Origin of the sequence: Microcoleus sp. FACHB-831 (genome assembly GCF_014695585.1) — a bacterium.
Lineage (GTDB): Bacteria > Cyanobacteriota > Cyanobacteriia > Cyanobacteriales > FACHB-T130 > FACHB-831.
Genome location: NZ_JACJON010000078.1, coordinates 1 through 23,207, shown reverse-complemented (window position 1 = coordinate 23,207; position 23,207 = coordinate 1). Strand labels below are relative to the sequence as shown.

The 23,207-nt window shown below is 45.0% G+C and carries 21 protein-coding genes; 11 read left to right on the top strand and 10 right to left on the bottom strand.

Going from position 1 to position 23,207, the window contains the following annotated elements:
- Positions 1-106: 106 nt before the first annotated feature.
- Positions 107-1,903: an N-acetylmuramoyl-L-alanine amidase gene (locus H6F77_RS25340; RefSeq protein WP_190491701.1), complete on the bottom strand. Its 1,797-nt coding sequence runs from the start codon at positions 1,901-1,903 to the stop codon at positions 107-109.
- Between the two features lie 428 nt (positions 1,904-2,331).
- On the opposite strand from H6F77_RS25340, the gene H6F77_RS25335 reads away from it, so the two are divergent.
- Entirely contained in the window at positions 2,332-3,792 is a 1,461-nt protein-coding gene (locus tag H6F77_RS25335; RefSeq protein WP_190491700.1) for a glycoside hydrolase family 13 protein, read from the top strand.
- Between the two features lie 134 nt (positions 3,793-3,926).
- Here the strand turns inward: H6F77_RS25335 and H6F77_RS25330 are convergent, their stop codons facing one another.
- Together H6F77_RS25330 and H6F77_RS25325 are read right to left on the bottom strand one after the other, a co-directional pair.
- Positions 3,927-4,343 carry a fasciclin domain-containing protein gene (locus H6F77_RS25330; RefSeq protein WP_190491699.1) on the bottom strand — a complete coding sequence of 139 codons (417 nt, stop codon included), beginning with the start codon at positions 4,341-4,343 and terminating at the stop codon, positions 3,927-3,929.
- 240 nt (positions 4,344-4,583) lie between these two features.
- Entirely contained in the window at positions 4,584-5,564 is a 981-nt protein-coding gene (locus tag H6F77_RS25325) for an ABC transporter ATP-binding protein (protein WP_190491698.1), read from the bottom strand.
- Between the two features lie 203 nt (positions 5,565-5,767).
- On the opposite strand from H6F77_RS25325, the gene H6F77_RS25320 reads away from it, so the two are divergent.
- Positions 5,768-5,977: a hypothetical protein gene (locus H6F77_RS25320; protein ID WP_190491697.1), complete on the top strand. Its 210-nt coding sequence runs from the start codon at positions 5,768-5,770 to the stop codon at positions 5,975-5,977.
- Here the strand turns inward: H6F77_RS25320 and H6F77_RS28775 are convergent.
- The 7 genes from H6F77_RS28775 to H6F77_RS25290 all read right to left on the bottom strand — a co-directional run bounded on the left by H6F77_RS28775 (position 5,952) and on the right by H6F77_RS25290 (position 11,074).
- A complete protein-coding gene (locus tag H6F77_RS28775) occupies positions 5,952-6,152 on the bottom strand; it encodes a DUF6760 family protein (RefSeq protein WP_309228921.1) in 201 nt (66 codons plus the stop codon). The genes H6F77_RS25320 and H6F77_RS28775 overlap by 26 nt on opposite strands.
- Entirely contained in the window at positions 6,104-6,466 is a 363-nt protein-coding gene (locus H6F77_RS25315) for a phage tail assembly protein (protein WP_190491696.1), read from the bottom strand. Before H6F77_RS25315 ends, H6F77_RS28775 begins: the two co-directional genes overlap by 49 nt.
- Positions 6,467-6,652: 186 nt before the next feature.
- On the bottom strand, positions 6,653-7,003 hold the full coding sequence (locus tag H6F77_RS25310) for a hypothetical protein (protein WP_190491695.1): 351 nt from the start codon (positions 7,001-7,003) through the stop codon (positions 6,653-6,655).
- A gap of 151 nt (positions 7,004-7,154) precedes the next feature.
- Positions 7,155-7,646, bottom strand: a complete 492-nt coding sequence (locus H6F77_RS25305) for a phage tail protein (protein WP_190491694.1) — start codon at positions 7,644-7,646, stop codon at positions 7,155-7,157.
- Positions 7,647-7,826: 180 nt separating this feature from the next.
- On the bottom strand, positions 7,827-8,303 hold the full coding sequence (locus H6F77_RS25300) for a phage tail protein (RefSeq protein WP_190491693.1): 477 nt from the start codon (positions 8,301-8,303) through the stop codon (positions 7,827-7,829).
- 203 nt (positions 8,304-8,506) lie between these two features.
- Positions 8,507-10,147, bottom strand: coding sequence for a phage tail sheath family protein (locus H6F77_RS25295; protein ID WP_190491692.1), 1,641 nt, complete (start codon positions 10,145-10,147; stop codon positions 8,507-8,509).
- A 54-nt stretch (positions 10,148-10,201) separates the two neighbouring features.
- Complete coding sequence (locus H6F77_RS25290; RefSeq protein WP_190491691.1) at positions 10,202-11,074, bottom strand: Pvc16 family protein; 873 nt, start codon at positions 11,072-11,074, stop codon at positions 10,202-10,204.
- Between the two features lie 243 nt (positions 11,075-11,317).
- Between H6F77_RS25290 and H6F77_RS25285 the strand changes: the two genes are divergently transcribed.
- The 9 genes from H6F77_RS25285 to H6F77_RS25245 all read left to right on the top strand — a co-directional run.
- Positions 11,318-12,454, top strand: a complete 1,137-nt coding sequence (locus H6F77_RS25285; protein ID WP_199321552.1) for a sensor histidine kinase — start codon at positions 11,318-11,320, stop codon at positions 12,452-12,454.
- A 140-nt stretch (positions 12,455-12,594) separates the two neighbouring features.
- Complete coding sequence (locus tag H6F77_RS25280; protein ID WP_190491690.1) at positions 12,595-13,272, top strand: response regulator; 678 nt, start codon at positions 12,595-12,597, stop codon at positions 13,270-13,272.
- A 102-nt stretch (positions 13,273-13,374) separates the two neighbouring features.
- Positions 13,375-14,658 (top strand): Pvc16 family protein, encoded by a 1,284-nt coding sequence (locus tag H6F77_RS25275; RefSeq protein ID WP_190491689.1) that lies wholly within the window; start codon positions 13,375-13,377, stop codon positions 14,656-14,658.
- A gap of 149 nt (positions 14,659-14,807) precedes the next feature.
- A complete protein-coding gene (locus H6F77_RS25270) occupies positions 14,808-15,881 on the top strand; it encodes a class I SAM-dependent methyltransferase (RefSeq protein ID WP_190491688.1) in 1,074 nt (357 codons plus the stop codon).
- A 79-nt stretch (positions 15,882-15,960) separates the two neighbouring features.
- Positions 15,961-18,051, top strand: a complete 2,091-nt coding sequence (locus H6F77_RS25265; protein WP_190491687.1) for an ATP-binding protein — start codon at positions 15,961-15,963, stop codon at positions 18,049-18,051.
- A 179-nt stretch (positions 18,052-18,230) separates the two neighbouring features.
- A complete protein-coding gene (locus H6F77_RS25260; RefSeq protein ID WP_190491686.1) occupies positions 18,231-20,735 on the top strand; it encodes a substrate-binding domain-containing protein in 2,505 nt (834 codons plus the stop codon).
- An 84-nt stretch (positions 20,736-20,819) separates the two neighbouring features.
- Positions 20,820-21,107 (top strand): hypothetical protein, encoded by a 288-nt coding sequence (locus H6F77_RS25255; RefSeq protein ID WP_190491685.1) that lies wholly within the window; start codon positions 20,820-20,822, stop codon positions 21,105-21,107.
- Between the two features lie 2 nt (positions 21,108-21,109).
- Positions 21,110-21,658: a contractile injection system inner tube protein gene (locus tag H6F77_RS25250; protein WP_190491684.1), complete on the top strand. Its 549-nt coding sequence runs from the start codon at positions 21,110-21,112 to the stop codon at positions 21,656-21,658.
- A 4-nt stretch (positions 21,659-21,662) separates the two neighbouring features.
- On the top strand, positions 21,663-23,207 hold a 1,545-nt coding region (locus tag H6F77_RS25245), incomplete at its 3' end, for a hypothetical protein (protein ID WP_190491683.1).

Sequence of the window (23,207 nt, the reverse complement as noted above, 5' to 3'; positions counted from 1 at the left end):
GTTTTTTATAATGTTTAGAAGTTAAGCAGGTAATGTCATCGGCTAGCTACTACGCTCTAAGGCATTCCCTGACTTTGCCAGGGAATGCGAGAAGCAAATCTAGAACTTATGCCAGCCGCGCCTTAACAGCCTGACGGATCTCCGCCAAGCGGACTGTTGTGCCCCCTTGTGAACCAGGACAAGAAGTTTGAACGCGATCGCGATGACAGCAGATGCGGGGTAAATCTTTTGTGCCAAAATCATGTGTTGGCGTAGGTACAGGCGTTACAGGATCGTCAATTCCATAACGTTCGCAAAGCATCGTACACAAAGCCACAGCCGACTTAAACTGCGCGTCTGTTATCTTTCTAGTAGAGAAAGAACCATCAAAAGCAATACCCAAACCGTCATTGACGAAATCGTGCGCCCCCCGCTTGCCTTCCGAACGAGCTTCGTAAACTCTACCGCTGGGCATAATTACGAAATGGTAGCCAATGTCGTCCCATTTGTTGTTTCGTATATGAAAATCCCGAATATCGCGCAGCCGTTGAATCTCTTGAGACTGAAAAGCACTGCTAGATAAATTCTTAATTTCCGTGTGGTGGATAGTAATCCGTTTAGGCGTTAACGCCACAACCTGTGAAGGTGTGGGTTCATCAGTCCAAACACTGCGAGGCAGTAGGGGAAAGTCTAGATTTCCTGCTTTTATATCTAATACAGTTTGGGCGCGGTCTTGCTCAGAACCTTTTATTTCCACAAGTCGCTTTCCAGCTTGATTAAACAATACAGGAGCCTGCCATTTTTCTCCCTTAACCTGCGGACGTGCGATTTGATACTTTTTATCGACTATGAGTATAAGTTCATCGCCGTCATCATAACCATCGGCTTGACCGCCTAAAGTGAATATGTTTTGTGTTTGAAGATTTAGCGGAATATCTTTGAAGCCGACCCGCGCAGGAATTTGTGGTTTCTCATCTTCATCCAGTCCCAATGCCTTACGGGTTGCTGGCCCAACAACACCATCTACAGCCAAACCTGCCTTGTTTTGGAAATTTTTGACAGCCTGCTGGGTATTTCGCCCGAACACGCCGTCAGCTTGAATGCCTAATGCCTTTTGAAGTTCTTTAACGTCATCACCTTCCATGTAGGGGTTAGTTAACCGCAACACTCGGGAGAAATTAGCTTTTTCAAAGCTGTCTTCAGGAGAGCTATTCTTCAGCTTTTGGGGAGAATCTGCTTTTTCAAAGCCATCTACAGGAGAGTTTTCCAGCCGAGTTCTAGTTGCAGGGCCAAAGTCGCCGTCTTCGGCGATGGGATCGTTAGGATTGTTTTTGTTCCACAGGCGCTGAAAAGCTTTTACACCAATGCTGCCCAAATCTTTCCTCCCTGCTGCTACAAAATCGTAATGCGCGGGGTCGAAGTCCCGACCCAGACGATTCCATCCATACTTTTCTAGAAATGGTTCCCAACCATCAGCATCTTCGATGTCTAAAGCTAACCCACCTTCATGGTTGCTCAAGCCTGGAAGCGCGGCTGCGGGAATGTTACATAAACCTTCTTCAAATTGGCGGCGCAGAATGTACTGCTGGGCAACTGTTCGATAAGCTGAATTGAGCAAAAGTGTTTTGCCGCGATCGCTAATTGCACGCTCGATCGCTTCTGTAGCTGCGGGTTGCAAAAATGCGTAGACAGCAGAGCCATTAAATTTTACATCTAGCTCTTCAAAGCTAACAAGGACATTTGGGACTAAGAGATTCATTTGGGCAATGATTTGTTCGCTGAGTCCGTTGACTGCGCTTGTGCCAATTTTGCAATCAGTAATATCTAGTTCTTTAACTAATTTTCCCACGATTAATTCCTCAATAGCACTGTCTTCAATTTTTCGAGCGTGTAGGCGAAAGTTAGGTAAGCTAAATGCTTCCATCTCCGTAGCGATCGCTCTACTATTACTATGTTGGTTTACTTCTACTTAGCTACAAACGCATATTTAGAAAATCCGGATAGATAGAAGTGCAGAATTTTAATTTTGCGGCCAATGTAAGGTAGACTTTACATTGATATTTTTAAATAAGCTCAACAGCATAATTAAAATTTTGTTTAGTTCCACAAAATTTTTCTGCGACTTCGAGGTTTTTGCCCTTCTCTAGTTTTAACCTTTACATAAAGCTTCTTTTCAGTCGCTTTTTCTTGCGAAACACAACAAAGCTAGCTCATTTGAGTGTCACTCGAACGTGCTACTTGATGGCTTTTTTATTTCGTGCGATCGCCATTCGCTACAACTCACTTTCTACCAGAGGATAGAACACGAAACCAGTCGGGATCGCTAATTTGGTTGGGAAAAGGGAGTGATTTATGCAGATACAAACGCCAGATTGGGTTAAACACGCTGTTTTTTACCAGATTTTTCCGGATCGCTTCGCCAGAACCAAGCATCCTCACAAGCGGCTCTTAAAGGATTTCCGTTGGGAAGATTGGCATGAGATGCCTACCCTCCAAGGGTATAAGGGCGGAGACTTGTGGGGTGTAATCGAGCAACTGGACTATTTGCAAGATCTAGGAATAAACGCAATTTATTTCACACCGATCTTTCAATCTGCTAGCAATCACCGCTATCACACCCATGACTACTACCAGGTCGATCCGCTGTTGGGGGGAAATTCAGCTTTTAAGGAACTTCTAGAAGCTGCCCATCAACGGAACATCAAAGTCGTTCTGGATGGGGTGTTTAACCACTCTAGTCGCGGCTTTTTCTTTTTCCATGATGTTTTGGAAAATGGCCCCCATTCACCTTGGGTGGATTGGTTCAAAATAGAAGGCTGGCCGCTTTCTGCCTACAACGGTGATTTTCCCGCTAACTATGAGGGTTGGGATGGCAATCGGGCGCTACCAGTGTTCAACCACGAAAATCCCGAAGTCCGCGAGTACATTATGGAGATTGCCGAATATTGGATTAAGTTCGGCATCGATGGATGGCGCTTGGATGTGCCGTTTGAGATAAAGGTTGAGGATTTCTGGCAAGAGTTCCGCGATCGCGTCAAAGCTATCAACCCCGAAGCTTACATTGTGGGAGAAGTTTGGGGCGATTCTCGCCAATGGCTTGATGGTACTCAATTTGATGGCGTGATGAACTATCTATTTACCGCGCCAACGATCGCGTTTACAGCAGGCGATCGCGTTGATATAGCCCAAGTGGAAGATCGCTCTTACCATCCCTATCCCCCTCTGTTTGCCAAGGAGTATGGCGAAAAAATTCAGTATTTATTGGAACTATACCCTTGGGAAATCCAATTAACTCAGCTGAATTTACTCGCCAGTCACGATACTGCACGGCTGCTGTCTATTGCCGGAGGTGACAAGGAGAGTGTCGAACTAGCAACTCTCCTACTATTAACCTTTCCTGGTGCGCCCAGCATCTACTACGGCGATGAAGTTGGCTTACCAGGTCGTCTCGACCCAGACTCGCGGCGGAGCTTTCCCATGGAAGCACACTGGGAGCGCGATGTTCTAGATTACCATCGCAAACTTATTGCCATTCGCCACAAATACCCTGCGCTGCGTACAGGTGACTACAAAGTTCTTTTCGCTGATGCAGGAGTGTATGTCTTCGCTAGAACTCTGGACGCAGAGGAAGTGATTATCGCTGTTAACGTTGGAACTGCACCCGCAGAGCGCGTTACCGTTAAGGCACAGGAGCTAAAGTCTCAGCCCAACAACTTCTTGTATGGCAGCGGCGAAGCATCGTGGAGCAGCGACGAAGAATCGAACATTCTCACATTGCATTTGCCCCCTCGCAGTGGGTGCATCCTCAGTTGAATCGAGTGAACCCCGACTTCTTAGAGAAGTCGGGGATCTCGCCTTCAGTTTAGATATGCTATAAAAATGACCCAAAAGATTGCTTTTGGGTCATTTCTATGCGGTTAGGAAGTCGCCTTAGATAATTTGAGCGCTTATTGTGACACCAAAGCGGGAATTAATACGCCATCAATAACGTGGATAACCCCATTGTCGGTAAGGATATCTGTCTTCAGAACATTTGCGTCATTGACTTTGAAGCCATCAGCAGTATGCTCAATTCCGACAATTCCACCCTCAACAGTTTCGGCAGAATTTAGCTCTACCAAGTTATCGGTTCTTACATCACCAAACAGGACGTGATAGGTGAGAATCTTCTTGAGTTTGGGGATGTCTTCAAGCCAAGAGGCAATAGTGTTAGTTGGAATCTTGGCAAAAGCATCATCGGTGGGTGCGAAGACGGTGTAAGGGCCAGGACTCCTGAGAATGTCTAACAGACCAGCAGCCTCAATCACAGTCACTAGGGTTTTGAAAGATCCTGCGTCGGCGGCAGTATCTACGATGTCAGCCATGAATTTGCCTGATTTTTAAATAAGTATCCTGTTAAAAATACACGGGTCACTATTTTGAGGGCATCTTGCAAAGGATTGATACCCATTTTGATGGGTGTGAAGCTAGATATTTTTGGGCTGAAGATGCATATAAAGGCGCTGTATGCAACATTTTTACATTCAGTAACCAATTGAAAATGCTCCCGCCCCCAAACTCCAATGGGGCAAAATCTAAAATCCAAATTTGGTTTGATCTGCTGTTTAAGTGCTGGAAGTAATGCCCCGCTCTTGGAGTTGCTGAATGAAGAATTCTTCTAAGGAGGGACGGGCTAAAGTCATGGAAATTAGCTTCGCGCCCATGAGACGGGTGGTAGCTATAAAATCTTGCGGTTCGCCTTTTAGTTGACCGTACCAACAGTCATCCTCAAAGCTGATATTCGATACCCACTGTTGGAGTACGTCTAAGTTGCCGCCTTTACCTTTGACTTTGTAAGCGTCAGTTGTGCCGAGTAGTTCTTTGAGGGAACCCACGCAAATCAGTTCGCCTCGCGCGAGGATGGCGATGCGATCGCATATTTTTTCAACTTCTGCCAAGATGTGGCTGTTGAAGAAAATTGTCTTACCCTGTTGTTTGAGCGATAAAATAATTTCTCGCATCTGGTAACGTCCCAACGGGTCAAGACCAGACATTGGCTCATCTAGAAATACTACTTCTGGATCGTTGATCAGCGCTTGCGCCATGCCAACTCGTTGTAGCATCCCTTTGGAGTATTGGCGTAACTGCTTTTTACGTGCTGCTGACTGTGCTAAACCAACTAAGTCTAAGAGTGCGGGGATGCGCTTGCGTTGCTCGGATGCAGGGATTTGGAAGATTCCGGCGACGTACTGCAAGAACTCCCAACCTGTGAGGTAGTCGTAGAAATAGGCGTTTTCCGGCAGATAACCGATGCGTTCCTTGACAGCGCGATCGCCTAAAGGTTGTCCCAAGAGGGAAGCACGCCCCGATGTAGGACGTACAACGCCCAACAGAGTTTTCAACAGCGTGGTTTTACCTGCTCCATTTGGCCCCAACAAACCAAAAGTCTCTCCCTCAAAGACTGACAGCGTGCAGTTTTTCAAAGAGGGGATTTGTTTATTCATAAAGAAGCCAGTGCGGTAGACCTTCGTCAGTTCATAAGTCTGCACCACTGGCGGACGGTCAAGCGTAGCGGGTTGTACTGGCTTATCTGTGAAAGCACTCATCTGAGTTTTGCTGTATATTGCACCTGAGTTTATTAATTCCCTATTTTGCCGATTTTTGTATCGCTTCAGTTAGGTTTATAGTAATTGCTTTGGATGTTGGGTCAAATTGTAGGCTAAAACGGTATGATGCAAAGGTAGGTAGGGCAAGCGCTACTGATAATTTTTTTTATGTATTGAAATAGCAAGACGCTGGAAACTAACTGATGCAAGGATCAAAAATTGTTGCAATTATTGCAGGATCAATTTCTATAATACTCGCGATCGCCTACCTGCTGCTCGTGCAGTTGTTAGACTTCCGGGGAGAAATGCTACCAGCACCGCAAAGTTTACTGCTGGAGCGATCGCACGTCGAAATTGCTTATGACTTTAACCCACAACCAGCCATCCTTACAAATCTTGTGCTTGTTGATTAATCTTACCTATTTCCCCAACCCAACGCCGCCGATCGGGATGTTCTAGATTCAAAATATCTTCTAAAGACCAGTGGAAGTGAAAAGCAATGTAAGCTACCTCCTCGTTCAGTTGTTCCGAGGGGTAGCTTAGTATTCCCCCGATAGAGAAAGCTCCACTTGAAAGCGACTGCTGCATTGCGGACACTCAACGGGAATATAAGCATCTCCTTGCTGGTTAATCCGATTGTAGAACTCCCTCAAATAGGCTAAATCCCGCGTGAATAAACCCTCCAATAAATCGGGATTTACTGTCGATAAACTACCCAAACGAGTAATCACCCGCGATAACATCACTAAAACTTCATAACCTGGAGTATCTTTAACGCGGCGGTCTTTCTGGACGTACATTTCATCTCTTGCAGTTGCCAACCGCATTACTCCTTGGCGATGAACTTCCCCAGAGGCATCTACGAAGCCGCTAGGAAGGATAAAGTCAAATTCTGTGTTCATGGCTAGTTGTTAGTAGCTATTCGTTCGCGATTCATATTTAAAGAAAATGCTATGACAAATTAGCAGTCAAAAATATAACTTAGACAAAGTTGGTTCAAGATTGTTTACTTTACTGCCAGTTCCTTAGCTTCGCTTAGAACTTAGAATTATATATCTGAAGAGTAAGCGGCTATAAGCAATAAACAATCAGCTAGTTTGTAAAGGTTCTGATGAAGCTGGTGCCGCTTCTATTACTTCTATATTTTGCTGCTCCAGTTCATTAATGTGGCGATAGAACTGCTGGAGATAATTGAGATCGCAAGCGAAGAATCCTTCAACAATTGCAGGGCTTACTTCTTCCAAAGCACCCAATCGAGTAATTACACGCGACAAGATAATTACCGTAGCGTAGGCAGGATTGGATTTTACACGGGGGTCACGCATGGGCACAATCTCATCCATCGCCCTCGATAAACGCATGACTCCTTTGCGGTGGAGGTTGCCATCGCTATCGAGATAGCCTTTGGGTAAGGTAAATTCAAACTCAGTTTGCAACATCGTATACTACTTCATCCGCATAAAACCCAGGGTATTCCTATATTATTATGATTAGTATGGCAAGTAACTAAAAGTAGTGAAACCGTCTATTGCCGCATATGAACTGCACTACGCTGCACTGAAAATTAGGTCCATCAGGCTTTTGCCCACTTTACGCAGTTCTTATAAATGATTCAACGGCTAGTTCCAGTTCTTCAATTTCTGTTTCAGCCTTATTCATACCAACGTCGCCAATTTTATAACTAATTGGCCATGCCCTCTGAAATTCAAATTTTACTATCCCATTGTTTTGTAGGTCATAGATAGTCAAAATTCCATCTTTACGTTTTGCACCCCACTTTCCTTCCTCAACATCCTTAAACCAATTCCAGAGGGTAACGGATTTAGTCATGCCCCTTTTTAGAATCAGATTACTGCTCTCGACATTACCGGGAATTTTAGTCTGGATAATCTGGCCATGATTAGCTTGACCCCATTTCTGGGGGGTTACCTCGTAGAACTCTATTGGCTTTTGGGTTCGTTTAAAACCCTGGAATTCCTGAAAAGCAGCATCTACCGGGTTTTGGCTGCCAGCTAGATGCAGTGTTATATCGAAACGAGTAGCTACAAGTATTTCAGGGAAAGAGGGAATTCCATCGGACATTGCTGAACACTCCGGTAGAGAGAGACTAATGCTAGCTGTCAGTTTTTCTAGGATGAGTGATGTGCCAGTGAACTTGGGATATAAGTTTCTCGCCCTAGAAACTTATATCCCAAGTTCACCCATCCCTAAAGATGTAACAACTTCTGGCAGCTTCATCCTAGAAAAATCCAAGATAAATACCTATTTGGTCCGTCGTACTCGATTGTGGGTAAGTTTAAATTCTTCATAAGCTAGACCCCCATCGCCTGCCTTGAAAGATGGTCCGCCGTACTTGGTTGGATAGCAGGCCTCAATTTCCCAAATGGCGGTTTCTTCATTAGCAGCATTGTAGCTTTTCACTGTAGCGTTTATACCTTTCATGTCCCATTCAGATTTTTCTCCTTGGTTGGGAGGATTGGTTTTTATGAACCATTGGTAGAGATCGTCTTGCCCAGTAGCGACAACCTTGACTGTTATTTCCTCATAAGTTGCTGGACCCGTAGGCTTGGCTTGACGCATCGAAGCTCCCTTTGTCATAACTGCAACTGTTTCTTGGCCAGCAGCAGCTTTTACCGTTATACTCAGACCGGAAATTTCAGATATAGCCCTTTTGCCATCCAGTTTTGGGCACTCAAACCAAAAGCTGCTAGTAGTGAGAAACTCAGTCTTATCTGCCATGACTTAACTCCTTGTAAAGTGTAAATACTGTTTTTTGTTCGGGTATACGGCAAGTAGGCGTCAAATCCACCTAACATTTAGGCCAGAATCCAGAACCGGGAGCTGTAGAGCCAGAATAAATTGTATAGCTTGTTTTGACCTACTATTATTCTGGCTTTTGAATTCTGATGCTAGTGGATTTTACACGTATTTTAACAACCTACTTAGCTATCGCTAGGACTCCACTGACCGATGCGGAAGATAACAAATTCCGCCGGACGAACTGGAGAAACCCCAACTTCGATATATAGGCGACCCAGCATGATCGTCTCAGGGGTGTTTATTGATTCATCGCATTTGACATAAAACGCTTCATCCGGAGTACCTCCAAACAAGGCACCGTCACGCCAAATTCGCTCCAAGAAATTGCTCACCGTCCGCGTTACGCGATACCACAAAGTTGCATCGTTAGGTTCGAATACAACCCACTGAGTACCCAATTCAATCGATTTCTCAATGTAGCTCATCAGACGGCGTACAGGAATGTAGCGCCAAGGAGTATTATCGGGTTCAACTAAGGTACGAGCGCCCCAGACACGGATGCCTCGGTTCGGGAAGCTGCGGATACAGTTGATGCCTAGAGGGTTCAGTAACTCTTGTTCGCGGAAGTTTGTATCGTAATTTAGACCTATCACACCTCTGGGAATGTCATTAGCAGGTGCTTTAAAAACTCCTCGTGTCTCATCGGTACGCGCCCAAACTCCCATCATGTGACCGCAGGGGGGAACCGCAATTGGTCTGCCACCGTTACGAGGGTTAGCAACTTTGATCCAGGGGTAGTATAAAGCCGCGTACATAGAACGGCGATTGAAAGCATTCAACCACTGAGCCACCTGCTGGGGCTTTACTTGGTTGGGCGGCGGATCGATAACGACCATGCGGTTTGGTGGGTTGGGCGTGGCGTTTTCGACGCTGCTGATCATCATTTCCATGACACCATGTACTTGATCCATATCCAGCAGTCCCGCTTCGTAGGCCCGCATCAGATCTGGACAAGCCATCATGGTAATTTCGTCAATTTCGCCAATCCCTTGTACGCCAGTGCGGTCGTCGCGTACCCCTTGCAAATCTCTTGTGAAGCGTTCTGGGGGAGAAATGTACGGGGGGGCACTCACCTCATAGATACCATTGCCAGGTCGATTGGCTAACGAGCCTCCAGCTTGAGCCATATCGGTTACGGTCACAAAAGGCGAATCCTGGAGAGCAGTGACAACATAGGTTGCCACTTGAGGATCGACTTCTGGATTCATTGAGAGGTGGTCGTACCTTTCGAGTTGCTCCTCATCCCGACGAATGATTACTGAGAAGTATTCGCCTGTATTGATGGGTGGTTCTTCCTCCGAGCCTTCTGGTGGGGTAAGAGGCTCGCTTTCCTGAACTGCAACTAGGACTCTTCCATTCGTAGCTTCTTCAGGCTTGATGTTAAACATCAAGGAAGGACGTTTGGCTCTGCTTGTAATTTTGAGGGCAGATTCTTCGGGGGGTGGTGGCTGTGTACCAGGCAGTTTAGTGCCAATGCTAGCAACCCAACAGCGCCCGCCGCCGTTGATAAACCAGCCGCTGACTGCAAAAGGTAAGTAGGCATTGAAGTCTGTGAACCCATCCGAGCCTGGTTTTGAAAAGTATTCCAGGTATTGAGTCCAGTTAGTAATTAACATCGGCTTGAACAATTCAGCCCCACCGCGCACATCCTCGGTAAAGCCCACAAATCCAGCTACGCTAGTACTCACGCCCTCGATCGGGCGGCTACCGCGCTCGACTTCTTCGATGTAAATACCAGGAGCAAAATAATCTAATCTGGCCATAAATAACTTTCCTGCATTCCGCGTTGGTTTGTGAGTATTGAGCTTTTTCTATAGCTAGCTGGCTAGCTCACCTATTGCCCCTAATTGTTCTGGGGTTAGTTCAATTTCCTTGAAGGCATATCTAAAAGTCTCGCTCTCCAAAGCGACGATAACCTTACACCGCTGCGAGGTATAGCCAGGGCAACGTAGCTCTAGCAAGTAATCGCCCAAGGGCAGGCTGTAAAAAAAAAATAATCCCTCCTGATTGCTGGTTGTGACTTTTTTAGTTCCGACAATTTCCACTTCAGTAGCAGCCAGGGGCTGCGTTGTGGCTGCACTCTTAACGATCCCAGCAACGATTGCCCCAGAGGTATAACTACTGTTTCCCACATAGGATGGTTGATTTGGTTTTGCCACAATGCGATCGCATGGGGTGTTGGGAGCGCTGCGGGTGTTAAATGGTATCGTAACCGTCACATACAAAGCTGGGCGCAATGGCACGCCCAAGGCGTTCCAAAGTATTGCTGCATCGATCGTGCCAAACGCCGAAACGGTTATTGACAAATTGCCATAACCTCTGAGCGCAGGAGCCAGCAACTCCTCTGGCAGAATCTGGTAACTCAATAAGAGGGTTAATGCCTCTGAGAGCAGACGCTGTTCTCCCAATGCTGTACGATCCCAAGCACTTACCAGGAATGACACGTCAAACCACACAGTTGGGCGGTGTGCCGTCGCCAGATGCAAATTGCATTGGCTGTCTCGGTCTTCTATTTGCCCCTGCCCCATCTGCACCCGCTCGTTTTGCTGTATGTTGTAGCAAAAGAGGTTCAGGGATGGCCTTATATCCTGCCGCACGCCAGGGTGGTTGAAATCAATTTGTTCTGTACTGATTAGAGCAGTCCCACCAGCCAGAATTTCTGCCAACGTCTGGGCAACAGCAGGGATCATAAGAAAAAGTGCGTCGGTAGACGGTCTACGTCTAGATTAGGGATACAAAACCCGCGTGGTTATTAGACTTTGGTCGAAACTTTAAAAATTGTGTGATTACTGATGCGATCGCCTGAATCCACTACTAAGCTAGGCAGTGCGAGCGTACTCTCGGAAGTTTGTCATGCTTCTCAGGTATGACTGGCTATAGGTTTATAACCTAATTACTATTGCTGAATTATCTCGTAGAGCAGGAAAAAACTTATGAAGGTTGCGATGCAAGAATCAGCGTTAGGGGTGCATCCACCTTTAGCCACCACTACAGTTTCCCCAGTTACTGTTGAGGTACTGGACATTAAAAATGTATGTCAGCTCCAAGTAGAGCAGTTAGCAGCACAATTGCCTGTTTTGGCAATCTGGATTGCTTACTACGAACCCGATAGAGGAAAAAGGCAAACAGTGGCTAAGTATTGCCATGAGCATTATTTTCCTCTTTCTGCTCTATCTTACTTACACTCAGAGGCGTGGTGGGTAAATTCCCTACCAGCTTTAAAGTTGAGCGAAGTACCTATAGAAGGAAGCGATTATGCCTACATATGCCCAATAGGGCATAGTGGTCTTAACCCTGAGTATCTGCTGTTATATACCCAAAAACCCCTGTCTGATTTTGAGCAAGAGCGTGTAGAGCAACGAACACAACTTGTAAGTAACTATATGACTGTATATAAGGAGTGTTGCCGTCAGCGGGCAGAAGTGAAGTTACTCGAACAAGTAATGCATAAGGCAGAACATCAACTACGCAATCCCTTGGCTCTTATTGCTCTTTACGCAGAGAATTTATGTTTATCTTTGCCAGCAGGTTCTTTGCAAGATCAGGCTAGTATAATACGCGAAACTGTAAATGAGCTTAGTACAAATTTGACACAATACGTCAACTGCGGATTGGCATCAAAATTACGCTTCGTGCCTTACGATCTACGAACAATAGTGATCGAAACTATTAAGGGGCTGCAACCTTTGATAGAGAAAAAACAACTGCATATTAGCTATCCATCCCAGGCAGCGATCGCAGCTGTAGACCCTTGGCAAATGAAACAGGTGTTTGACAATCTCTTAAGCAATGCGATTCATTTTAGTCCCGACTCAGGGCTTATTAACTGCCACTGGCAAGTATTTCAAGATGAACTGATCGTTGAAGTAAGCGATCGCGGTCCTGGACTTTCTGAAGAAGACCTCACTCAAGCATTTACCCCCTATTATTCTCGTCGTCCAGGAGGTACGGGATTAGGGCTAGCGATCGCAAAAAAAATTATCCTAGAGCATCAAGGTACTCTATGGGTACAAAATTTATCTAGTGGCGGTGCCCAATTTTCTTTTACTCTACCCCGGCATCAAATATGAATTATTACTTGTAAACTATCAAACGTTAAATTGTGGGTGTCAGTGTTGATTTTAACCTTACACGCAACCTTTAACCGCTTTTATAATTCATATTTTCCAGCAAGGTTTTTTCCGAAAACACATTTTAAATACAATGTAGTATGACCGTTCCCCAGCTTATTTCCGTTTTGCTAGTAGATGATGAACCGCGTTTTCGCAGCGGACTGCGAACTCTGCTAAACTTCTACAACCAACAAGGCTCGTTGCGATTTGATATTGTAGGCGAAGCTGCTAACGCCGACCAAGCTTTACAACTAATGTTGGAACAAAAACCAGCATTGATCCTGATGGACTTGAGTTTAGGAGAAAGTGATGGAATTAATGCTCTACTTCGCTTGGGAGAGTTATCCTATAAAGGCAAAGTCTTAGTTTTGTCTGCACATCGCGAAGACGAATGGGTGTTTCGCGCAATGCAAGCAGGTGCTTGCGGTTATGTTTTTAAAGACCGCATCGCGACTCAACTTTACGAAGCCATAACTACGGTAATTAACGATCAGGTATATCTATCACCAGAAGTAGCAACCAACTTCTTTCGATTGTTTCACTTTTATGCAGGGCACTCACTTCAAGCGTGTCAAGCAATTCATTTAACCAGTCGAGAACAAGAAGTTTTACACTGGTTAGTGCAGGGAGCTTCTAACGAAGAAATTGCTAAAAAACTTTACGTTACAGTAGCCACAGTCAAAGCTCATCTAACAGCTATATTTGAAAAGTTAGGTGTCAACAGTCGTACTCAGGCTATTGTAAAAGCCTTAAAACTTGGTTTAGTTTGTGCTTAATTATCAGTTGTTGCTAATTTTAAAATTGCCAAAAAGTAAATTGCTAGTTCCTAGCTGTGGATTCACAGTTGCCAATTACCAGTTTTTCTTCCCCAATCCCTGATGAGTAATCACTTAGCTATTGCCACTGTAACTGCTGCTCTACAAAGAATTTTGCAAGCTGCCATACAAATTGATGTAGATGGCGCGAGAGCAACAACTAATCGACCAAGCGAGATGGCTAGCGGTATGCCAGAGCCTGGCGTGAACGTGTATTTATACGATATCAAGCACAATCATGCATGGCGCAGCACCTCGGAGATGTCGGTTCGTCGTGGTAAAGGAGAAATGGTGAAGCCGCGATTGGGTATAGATCTGTACTACCTATTGAGCTTTCATGGTAATGAGGGAGAGTTGGAACCGCAGCGTCTTTTGGGTAGCGTCATAAGCGCCCTCCAAGATAAAAAAATTCTGACTCAACAGATGATTAGTGACACGATAGGAGATGATACCTTCCCATTCTTAGCTGGTTCTAACCTTGCCCAGCAAGTTGAATTAGTTAAAGTTGTACTTTTAGACCTTTCTCTAGAAGATCTTTCTAAAATTTGGTCTGTATTTTTTCAGACAGCATACAGTCTATCGATAGCCTACCAAGCAACAGCTGTATTGATAGAGGGTGAAGATATCATCCCAAGGGCTTTGCCAGTACGCGATCGCCATATCGGTGCAAGACCTTTTTCGTTGCAACCTGTTATTGAAAGCATTGTTTCGCAGGCTGGAAAATTGGAACCTATTTTGGCTGACAGCACTTTGCTAATTTATGGCAAGCAGTTGTCGAGTCGAGTCACTCAAGTAAGGCTAGGTGAGGTTGAAACAATACCGCAGGAAGTAGGGGAAACACAGATACGTTTGGAACTTTCATCGCTTCCTGTTGATTCCCTGCGGGCTGGCGTGCAAAGCCTACAGGTAATTCATCAGGTGGATAATACAGCAGCAAGACGCATAGATGCAATGGCTGCAACGTATCAATTGATTGAATCAAATGTAGCTGCTTTCGTGTTGCGCCCTACTATTAAAGAAATTGAAGTTTCTAATATGGAAGGCAGCGGTGAAGAACTGAGATCGGCAGATTTGACAATTTCTATAGATGTGCCCATTGGCATGACGCAACGGGTAATTTTGTTGTTGAACGAATGGTCTATCGAGAGTCCCGCAGCTTATAGCTTTGTAGCTCCATCGCGCACAAGTGATAGTAACGCGATCGCGATCGCTATTAAAGACGTGAAAGCAGGCTCTTATTTAGTGCGCTTACAGATTGATGGTGCCGAAAGTATGCTGAATGTCGATACTAACCCCAACAGCCGTACCTTTAATTGGTATCTTGGCCCGAAGGTATCAATTTCCTAAATTATCAATAACTGATTAAGAAAAATTGAAAGTTATGATTGCAATTTAAAAGATTAAAATAGTTAGTTGTAATTCACGATTTTCAAGTTAGTTGTCATAAGTTTGTGATAACTGAAACCTCCCGAGCAATTACCAATTAATAGTTAAGTATGACTTCTGAAAATAGCCCACATCAGAGCGATCAAAAGTCAGTAATAGCTGACCCCGATATGCTCCATAAATCACTAATTCATAGCGTGAATTCTAGAATGGCTGCCAAGGGAGAGGTGGTGATGCCTTGCATACCATCTATGCTAGAACATTATATGCGCTGGCTAGAAAATTTGTTTTTATTACTGGGCAGACCCATGCCTGTAGAAGTACAAGAGGGCTTGAGTAAGCTCCTGGCGCAACATCTAGAAGACGGCTTTCGAGCAGAACGTTATTCTGAGGTAGTGTTTCGATACGAGCCATCTGAAAAATCAACATTTGGAGTAGCTTGCACCATTGGGACAAGAGTTAAATCAATTGCAGATGAATACTCAAAGTGGGTTGAAACCAGAGAACCTCCCCTATTTGGCGCTAACCCAGACGCTAAGGTAATGGCGATCGCCTCCAGTTTGGATGAGCCAGAAAAGTCACCAATTTTGGATGTGGGAGCTGGAACGGGTCGCAATACAATTCCCTTAGCAAGATTGGGTTATCCAGTTGATGCATTAGAAGTAACTCCCGTGTTTGCTTCGCAAATAAGGGAAGCAGCGGAAGCAGAGAAATTGCCCGTGACAGTTATCGAAGGTGATGTACTCGATCCAGAAGTGGCAATGCAAAAGGATAAGTACAGGCTGGCGCTCGTCGTCGAGGTAATATCGGATCTTCGTAGTGTTGAGCAACTACGAACGTTGCTTGAAAAAATATGCGATTTGGTTAGCTCTGGAGGTTTGTTGCTCTTTAACATTTTCTTAGCAGTAGATGGATATGAGCCAGATGTGGTAGCCAGAGAAGTGAGTCAAGTGATGATTTGCTCAATCTTTACGCAGCCAGAGTTATCAACAGCAATGGATGGACTTCCGCTAGAACTAATATCAGATGAATCAGTATATGAGTACGAGCGCGATCGCCTACCAGCAGAAGCATGGCCTCCAGTAAGTTGGTTTGCTAATTGGGTGACTGGCCGCAATGTATTCCCTTTAGAAGATGGGCAACCACCAATAGAATTACGCTGGATACTCTGCCGAAAGTTGTAAGCAACAACTAAGGGAGTCCGGAGTCCGGAGTCCCGCACTTCCCCACTCCTACTCTGCCTAATCCCTAATCCGGCTCCTTATGAACACAACAGCGACTAACAACTGGCAAGAAGCTAATCAGCGCTACTTGATGGCGTCTTTGGCTGTCGTGCGTGAGGCATTAGAGCATCACGTTCGCAATTTAGAAGCTCAAAAAGGCAACAGCGAAGAAGTTACAGCCGCGCCGCCGGATAACAACCAATCTCAAGGATCTTTAGCGGCTAACCTAGCTTTACAAGTGGCAGCCGCTGCGCTGCCTTCTCCTTCAGCATTGCAACATTTATGCACCACGTTTAATTTGTCGTCTTTTGAGCGCGACGTGCTGCTGTTATGCGCTGGTATAGAATTTGACAATAGGTTCGCGTCGCTGTGCGCTACGGCAAATAATGACCGACAAGCAACCTATGCTACGTTTAGTCTCGCTACGGCGGTCTTACCTACAGCGCATTGGAGCGCGATCGCTCCCGGTTCTCCTTTGCGCCGCTGGCGGTTGATTGAAGTCGGTAGAGGTAATGCTCTAAGCCTCAGTCCGCTGCGGATTGACGAAAGGTTGTTGCACTATATCGCAGGCGTTACCGCTCTTGATGAGCGACTCATGGCTATAGCCGAGCCGTTGTCGGTTTCTGGTGTAATAGTTCCATCACATTGGGAACTCGCAGAACGGGTGGCAGCAACATGGTCGCAGTCCAGCCCCACTGGTTTGCCGATCGTACAACTGTGCGGTGAAGACGTAACTAGCAAAAGGGCGATCGCTTCTAGTGCTTGTCAGCTTGTAGGGCTGAATCTATACGTTATGTCTGCGCGAGCTATTTCAGCGAACCATAACGAACTGCATGACTTAATGCAGGTGTGGGAAAGGGAAGCCGCGCTCTCGCAAGCCGCTCTGTTGTTAGACTGCGACGAACTGGAACTGGGAGGGGATGCAGCCAAAGAAAGCGCGATCGCCCGCTTGATCGAGGGGTCGGTAAGTCCCCTGATTGTTTCGACTAGAGACAGGAGAAGAATGCGCCTGCGTCCCGCGATCGCCTTTGATGTTCGTCAGCCAACTGCTTCGGAACAGCGTGCGATTTGGCAAACCGTTTTAGGCGAAAAAGCGGTGGGCTTAAACGGACAAGTAGAAGTTTTAGTGTCAAATTTTAACCTCACGCTGCCCACAATTCATGCCGTTTGTGCTGAAGTTTTATCAGGAGTTAAATCGGGGGCAATTGCAACTGAAGAGGAAGAAATTATTCAGAGTAATAATCCTTCTTTATTTAACGCTCAATCCTCTGCCCTCACAACCGCCTTGTGGGATAGCTGCCGCGCTCAAGCGCGTCCTCGCTTAGAAGATCTAGCCCAACGCCTTAACCCTGGCGCTAAGTGGGATGATTTAGTATTGCCAGAGACGCAGCGCCAGACACTGCGAGACATTGCCTCACACGTCCGCCAACGCTCCAAGGTATATGAAAGCTGGGGATTTGCAGGTAAAGGCGATCGCGGTTTAGGCATTAGCGCTCTTTTTGCCGGATCTAGCGGCACTGGCAAAACTATGGCAGCCGACGTACTTGCAGGCGAACTGCGCCTAGATCTCTATCGCATCGACTTGAGTTCAGTCGTTAGCAAATACATCGGCGAGACAGAGAAAAACCTGCGGCGCATATTCGATGCTGCCGAAGCTGGCGGAACTATCTTACTGTTCGACGAAGCTGATGCCCTGTTTGGCAAACGCAGCGAAGTAAAAGACAGCCACGATCGCCATGCTAATATCGAGGTCAGCTACTTGCTACAGCGCATGGAAGCCTACCAGGGGCTAGCTATTCTTACTACTAATCTTAAAGACTCCCTCGATACTGCCTTCCTCCGCCGCATCCGCTTCGTTGTCAAGTTTGCATTCCCCGATGCCACCCAGAGAGCTGAAATATGGCAGCGCATCTTTCCTGGCAAAACACCAACAGACAATTTAGATTTTGCTAAACTAGCGCGTCTGAACGTGGCAGGCGGTAACATCCGTAATATCGCCTTAAATTCAGCTTTTATAGCAGCAGACGCCAACGAACCAGTGGGCATGAAACATATTTTAGCCGCCGCTAAAAGTGAATATGTCAAGTTAGAAAGAACTTTAACTGATGCTGAAGTTAAAGGATGGGTTTAAGAGGTTGCCTCAAAAGTTGTCTTTAGTACTGTTTCCTGTTTCCTAGTGGAAAGCCTCCTAAATCTTCCTTGAAAAAAGGGGCTTTAGCTTTAAGAAAACGTAGTCATTAATTATTGTTCAGCGGACAACGGTTAAGCTGCTGCAACATTATTTCATTTGTAGCCCGGAGCATTGCTGTTATGGCGAAGAATAAAAAAGATTTGGTTAGGACCAAGAGAGATAAGAAAGATCGCAAGTCGCTAATTAGCGAAGTATGGCGAAGAGAAGATCCTTTAAGTGTAGCTAAATATCAAGCTGAGGTTCGAGCTAGAAGCTATCTTAGGTTGCCACCTACTTTTATGTGGCTAAATAGATTTAGTTGGATTGTACCTATTCTTCACGAAAGATTTGGCGTTGCTACAATATCTCCTGAAGAGGCAGCTGCATACGACCAATCTATTGCTCCAGCAGATAAAGATACCTCAGTTGCTACCGAAGTTGAGACAAATGATTCGCTAACAAGCTATCAGGTATCAGATTATGTATACAGGCAGTATCCTTGTCTGGAGCGCGATCCATTAGGCTGCGATCGCCCCCTAGAAACCATTCAGCAAGAGCCAGCAGCAAAGTATTGTCAGCAATGTGGTTTTCCAGCTATCTTGCCTGAAAAAGTGGAAATAAGAGGCATTCGAGGCAGATATCGTGTCGAAAGTTTCTTAGAACGGCGGGGGATGGGGCGTTTATATCGTGGCGTTCAGGTATCTGACGAACAACCGATTGTAATAAAAGAATATCTGCTTCCTACTCGTTGTTTTAATACAGAAGAAGCCCGCCAGCGTAAATTAGCTTTTACGCAATTAGCAGGATTGAGTTTAGCAGACGGTAGAGTGCAGGATTTTCGCGCGATCGTTCCTTGGGAAGCGATCGCAGATGAAAACGAAGAGCGATGTTATCTGATTACTAAAGGTAATTTAGATATCTACCCCAGTTTAAGACATCACCTTAAAGAAAACGGGCAGATGGACGCGATCGCTGTCCGCCAGTTTCTCAATCTCGTACTGCAAAGTCTAGAGTTTCTTCACGGACAAAAATTTCGTCTCCCATCCGGTCAAGTGCAACAAGGAATACCGCACGGCAATATTACTCTTGATAGCTTACTAATAGATAAAGAGAAATTTTTTATTTATTTGTGCGACCAATCCCTTTGGGAACGCTTATTCGATCTCCCCACTAGCGAACCTTATATCCCTACAATTGCGGGAGATTTAGTAGATGTAGGTTATGTAGCTTTTTACCTATTAGCAGGTAGAGTGGTAGATCCTGTTACCAGGTTGCCCGTAGACCCCAAAGATGATAATCAGTGGCCGATTGTAGATCCTGCTCTGAAGGGATTTATATTTCGGCTTTGTGGCTATAGCGTTCCTTTTCAAAGCGTCGAAGAAGCACGCCGCGTGCTGTTGAAAATACCCGTTATCAGAACAACTCCGGCGACGGAAGTTGTTGAGTTAGAGCCAGATGAAGATGAGCCATCCAATCTGCCTCGAATGCGTTTAATTCTATTTTTGCTATTAGCTTTGGGGTTAACTTTGCTAGGGACTTTGCTGTGGCTTTGGCTGTATAAGCCTAAAACCAGCCAAGCTAGTTATGGCGATCTTCCAATTTGTTGTATTAAGGATGTAGCTGGCGTTCCATCAGGGAAGTTTAGATACACTGGTGAAGAAAAAGGAACGTGGAGTTATGTGCTGCAACAAAAAAATTTAGTAGAAAAAGGTCAAAGTCTAGAAAAAGAACTTCAAAGACGCAAACCTAATTTAGAACTCATGTATGAACCTGTAAGTTATGGTTTAGATTCGTCAGCCGAGCCTTTAACAATTACTAAAGTTAGATCCGGTGAAGCAGAATTTGCCATAACCAGTTTAGTCAATCAATTAAGCGGCGATTTGGAGTATAAAAAATTTGGCTATGACGGTTTGGCCATCTTTGTTGCTTTTAGTTATGCACAACGAGAGAAGAGTCTTCCTAAGTTTTTGGAGGGAAAGATTACGTTAGATCAGTTGCGAAAACTTTATACGGGGAAAATAACTAATTGGAACCAAATACCAGGAGGCCCAGATTTACCAGTAAAACTGTATATGCCGCCTGAAGCTGAAGCAGTGCAAATTTTTGAACAACGGGTGTTGAAGAATAAAACGGACATTGAAGCTTTTAGAAAGTTGATAAAAAAAGAGGAAAATAAACAGGAAAAAGATGAATCATCTTTTGTCAACAGTACCCCACCAGTCGAAATTCATCGTATCCCTACATTTACAACGTTGAGAAATGTAATAGAGGACTTTGAGCAAGAGAAAGAAGAGCAAGTTGGAGCGATCGCTTTTGGCACGTTTAGCAAAGTTTTTGGTCAATGCTCGGCTTATCCTCTAGCTTTAGTAGAGGATGGTAAAACTCCTGTACAGGCTTTAATTCAAAGCAACGGTCAACCAATAGAGCCAACAAGCGATTTGTGTAACGATAAAGGCAGCTATCATCCCAATATTGATGTTTTTAGAAACGGAACTTATCCTTTGGCATATCCTATGGCTGTAGTTTATCCGCGAGATAATAGCCGCAGCCGAGCGGGTGCCAAGTTTGCTGATATTCTGAGGACTGAGGAAAGCCAGCGCCTGCTTAGTAAAACAGGGATTGTACCGCTCCAACCCAAACCATAGTAATGGGTAAATTAAGCTATACTTTAGACTACTATAAACGGCAAAACCGCCTGCTAAACTGGAATAAAAGGCTGGGTTTTAAATATGCCAACTAATCCTTCCCTCGCACCCGCTACAGCACTATCTGATTTACAGGTACAGCCATTTTTTAAACCTAGTGGCGATACTACAAGTACAGCGGGATACGCAGCAGGGATTTTTGGCACGAGCAATGATGGCGACGAGAGACAAACTGCGATCGCCAAAGCAGCAGCTAAAGTTATGCAAGATCCCCTATTAATGCGGTTACTTAGTGAGCGAGTATACCAATTGCTGCTGGAAGACCTGCAAAATCAACGGGAACGCAGTAGAAACTATGGAGGGTATTGGTGATAATGGTTAATAGCAAAGCTACCCAAAACGGCACTGGTAACAGCACGAGTAACCGCCAGCAAAACTACGTTACGGCTAATCGCTTTTATGTAGAAATTGAAGGCCAACTTAGTGCATCTTTTAGGGAATGCTCAGGCTTGGGTTTCACTATAAAAAATGATAAACGCAACGAAGGCGGTGTCAATAATCAACAGCGCGTAATTTTGGGTCAGGCACAATTTAGCGATGTTACGCTGAAACGCGGTATGACCGACGATTTACGAGTATTTTGGGGTTGGATATCGAATACGTTGCAGGAGAAAAAGAAAAAACGTCGCAATGTCAACATTCTAGTTTTTAATCAAGCCGGAGAAACAATGCAGTGTTGGACGCTAATTGCGGCTGTTCCTGTGGCTTGGAAAGCGCCAGCATTAAAAGCAGATGGCAATGAAGTTGCTATCGAAGAATTGACAATTGCCTACGAAGGTTTGAAGGTTGCAAACGCAGGTGGTGGAGGCGCAACAATGCTTTCCACCGGACGCGATAACTCAGGATACTACCCCAGTAACTAGCATTATGGCGGAAACAGAAACAACAGAAGAACCGCTTGGTATTAAGAATCCTTTGCTAGCACCCAACCCTTTGGGTCAAAAATTAATATCGCCAAAATTTTTGTATCCGCTAGGAGCATCTCCTATAGCGGTGCTAGATACTTCTAATTTTGTTTCCCGTGAAGTAGCCGAGTACGAGCGACCAGACAACTCTTTTAAAGAGTCACCGTTTTTTGAAGAAGCGAGAGCTTACAATCCGAGTGAAACTGTAGGAATACAAAGAGCGATCGCACCTACAACATCAACGCCATCGAGCCAAAATGTAGTTCAAACATTTGCAGAGCCAAGGGTTGAGGTAAGCGATCGAACCGCATTTGCAGGAAGTAATTTAACACAGCAACCCCAGTTATCAACGCCAGAATTTATTCAAGCTGAAGAAGCTAGAAGCACAACAGCACCTGAATTTAACGTTGTGCAAGCTTTTGCAGAGCCAGATTTTGAGGTGACTGAAAACGCAGCGATCGGAGAAAGTAATTTTACCGAGCGATCGCAAGTATCAACGTCTCAATTTACCGGATTGCAAGAAAGTACAAGCCGAACAACGCCTGATTTTAATGTTGTTCAATCATTCCCGGAAAGCACTGCACCAATAGAGCAATCTTTTATTAATACTCCAAATGTACAAGCGGAGTTAACGCAGAAATCGATAAATTCAACACCATCAGTTGTTCAATCATTTGAATTACCAGATAATTCAAATACAATTCAGGCAAAATCTTTAGAATACCCTGCACAAACAGCAGCAAGTGACGCCAGCTCCTCCGCCAGCCAATTTGAATTAACTAGCGCAACAACACCTAGCGTTAACATTGTCCAAGCATTTACAGAACCAGGATTCGATAGCGTCTCAAACGCAGCGGATGAAGAAAATACAATACAAGCTTCGCCTCAAATAACAGCGCCGTTAACAACCTCATATCAAGAAGCGACAAGCACAATACCACCAAGCGTTAACGTTGTTCAAGCATTTACAGAACCAGGCTTCAATAGAAGTGAAAGTACGACATTTGCAGAAGAAATAAGAGAAATCCAGCAGGTAGCAGCGCCACAAACAAATACCTCTGGACTAACTTCAAGCACAACACCTGATGTGAACGTTGTCCAAGCATTCACAGAAACAGGATTGGATAGCGCATCAAACGTAGCGGATGAAGAAAATACAATACAAGCTTCGCCTCAAATAACAGCGCCATTAACAACGTCATATCAAGAAGCGACAAATATAACAACACCTGACGTGAACGTTGTCCAAACATTTACAGAAACAGGGTTCGATAGCGAATCAAACGTAGCGGATGAAGAAAATACAATACAAGCTTCGCCTCAAATAACAGCGCCGTTAACAACGTCATATCAAGAAGCGACAAGCACAACACCCGACGTTAACCTTGTCCAAGCATTTACAGAAACAGGGTTCGATAGCGAATCAAACGTAGCGGATGAAGAAAATACAATACAAGCTTCGCCTCAAATAACAGCGCCGTTAACAACGTCATATCAAGAAGCGACA

Coding starts and splice junctions, on each gene's coding strand:
- H6F77_RS25255 (WP_190491685.1), top strand. CDS start 20,820: ATGCCAACTAATCCTTCCCTCGCACCCGCTACAGCACTATCTGATTTA.
- H6F77_RS25295 (WP_190491692.1), bottom strand. CDS start 10,147: ATGGCCAGATTAGATTATTTTGCTCCTGGTATTTACATCGAAGAAGTC.
- H6F77_RS25260 (WP_190491686.1), top strand. CDS start 18,231: ATGGCGAAGAATAAAAAAGATTTGGTTAGGACCAAGAGAGATAAGAAA.
- H6F77_RS25280 (WP_190491690.1), top strand. CDS start 12,595: ATGACCGTTCCCCAGCTTATTTCCGTTTTGCTAGTAGATGATGAACCG.
- H6F77_RS25285 (WP_199321552.1), top strand. CDS start 11,318: ATGAAGGTTGCGATGCAAGAATCAGCGTTAGGGGTGCATCCACCTTTA.
- H6F77_RS25310 (WP_190491695.1), bottom strand. CDS start 7,003: ATGTTGCAAACTGAGTTTGAATTTACCTTACCCAAAGGCTATCTCGAT.
- H6F77_RS25330 (WP_190491699.1), bottom strand. CDS start 4,343: ATGGCTGACATCGTAGATACTGCCGCCGACGCAGGATCTTTCAAAACC.
- H6F77_RS25300 (WP_190491693.1), bottom strand. CDS start 8,303: ATGGCAGATAAGACTGAGTTTCTCACTACTAGCAGCTTTTGGTTTGAG.
- H6F77_RS28775 (WP_309228921.1), bottom strand. CDS start 6,152: ATGCAGCAGTCGCTTTCAAGTGGAGCTTTCTCTATCGGGGGAATACTA.
- H6F77_RS25250 (WP_190491684.1), top strand. CDS start 21,110: ATGGTTAATAGCAAAGCTACCCAAAACGGCACTGGTAACAGCACGAGT.
- H6F77_RS25270 (WP_190491688.1), top strand. CDS start 14,808: ATGACTTCTGAAAATAGCCCACATCAGAGCGATCAAAAGTCAGTAATA.
- H6F77_RS25340 (WP_190491701.1), bottom strand. CDS start 1,903: ATGGAAGCATTTAGCTTACCTAACTTTCGCCTACACGCTCGAAAAATT.
- H6F77_RS25335 (WP_190491700.1), top strand. CDS start 2,332: ATGCAGATACAAACGCCAGATTGGGTTAAACACGCTGTTTTTTACCAG.
- H6F77_RS25305 (WP_190491694.1), bottom strand. CDS start 7,646: ATGTCCGATGGAATTCCCTCTTTCCCTGAAATACTTGTAGCTACTCGT.
- H6F77_RS25275 (WP_190491689.1), top strand. CDS start 13,375: ATGAGTAATCACTTAGCTATTGCCACTGTAACTGCTGCTCTACAAAGA.
- H6F77_RS25265 (WP_190491687.1), top strand. CDS start 15,961: ATGAACACAACAGCGACTAACAACTGGCAAGAAGCTAATCAGCGCTAC.
- H6F77_RS25290 (WP_190491691.1), bottom strand. CDS start 11,074: ATGATCCCTGCTGTTGCCCAGACGTTGGCAGAAATTCTGGCTGGTGGG.
- H6F77_RS25315 (WP_190491696.1), bottom strand. CDS start 6,466: ATGAACACAGAATTTGACTTTATCCTTCCTAGCGGCTTCGTAGATGCC.
- H6F77_RS25325 (WP_190491698.1), bottom strand. CDS start 5,564: ATGAGTGCTTTCACAGATAAGCCAGTACAACCCGCTACGCTTGACCGT.
- H6F77_RS25320 (WP_190491697.1), top strand. CDS start 5,768: ATGCAAGGATCAAAAATTGTTGCAATTATTGCAGGATCAATTTCTATA.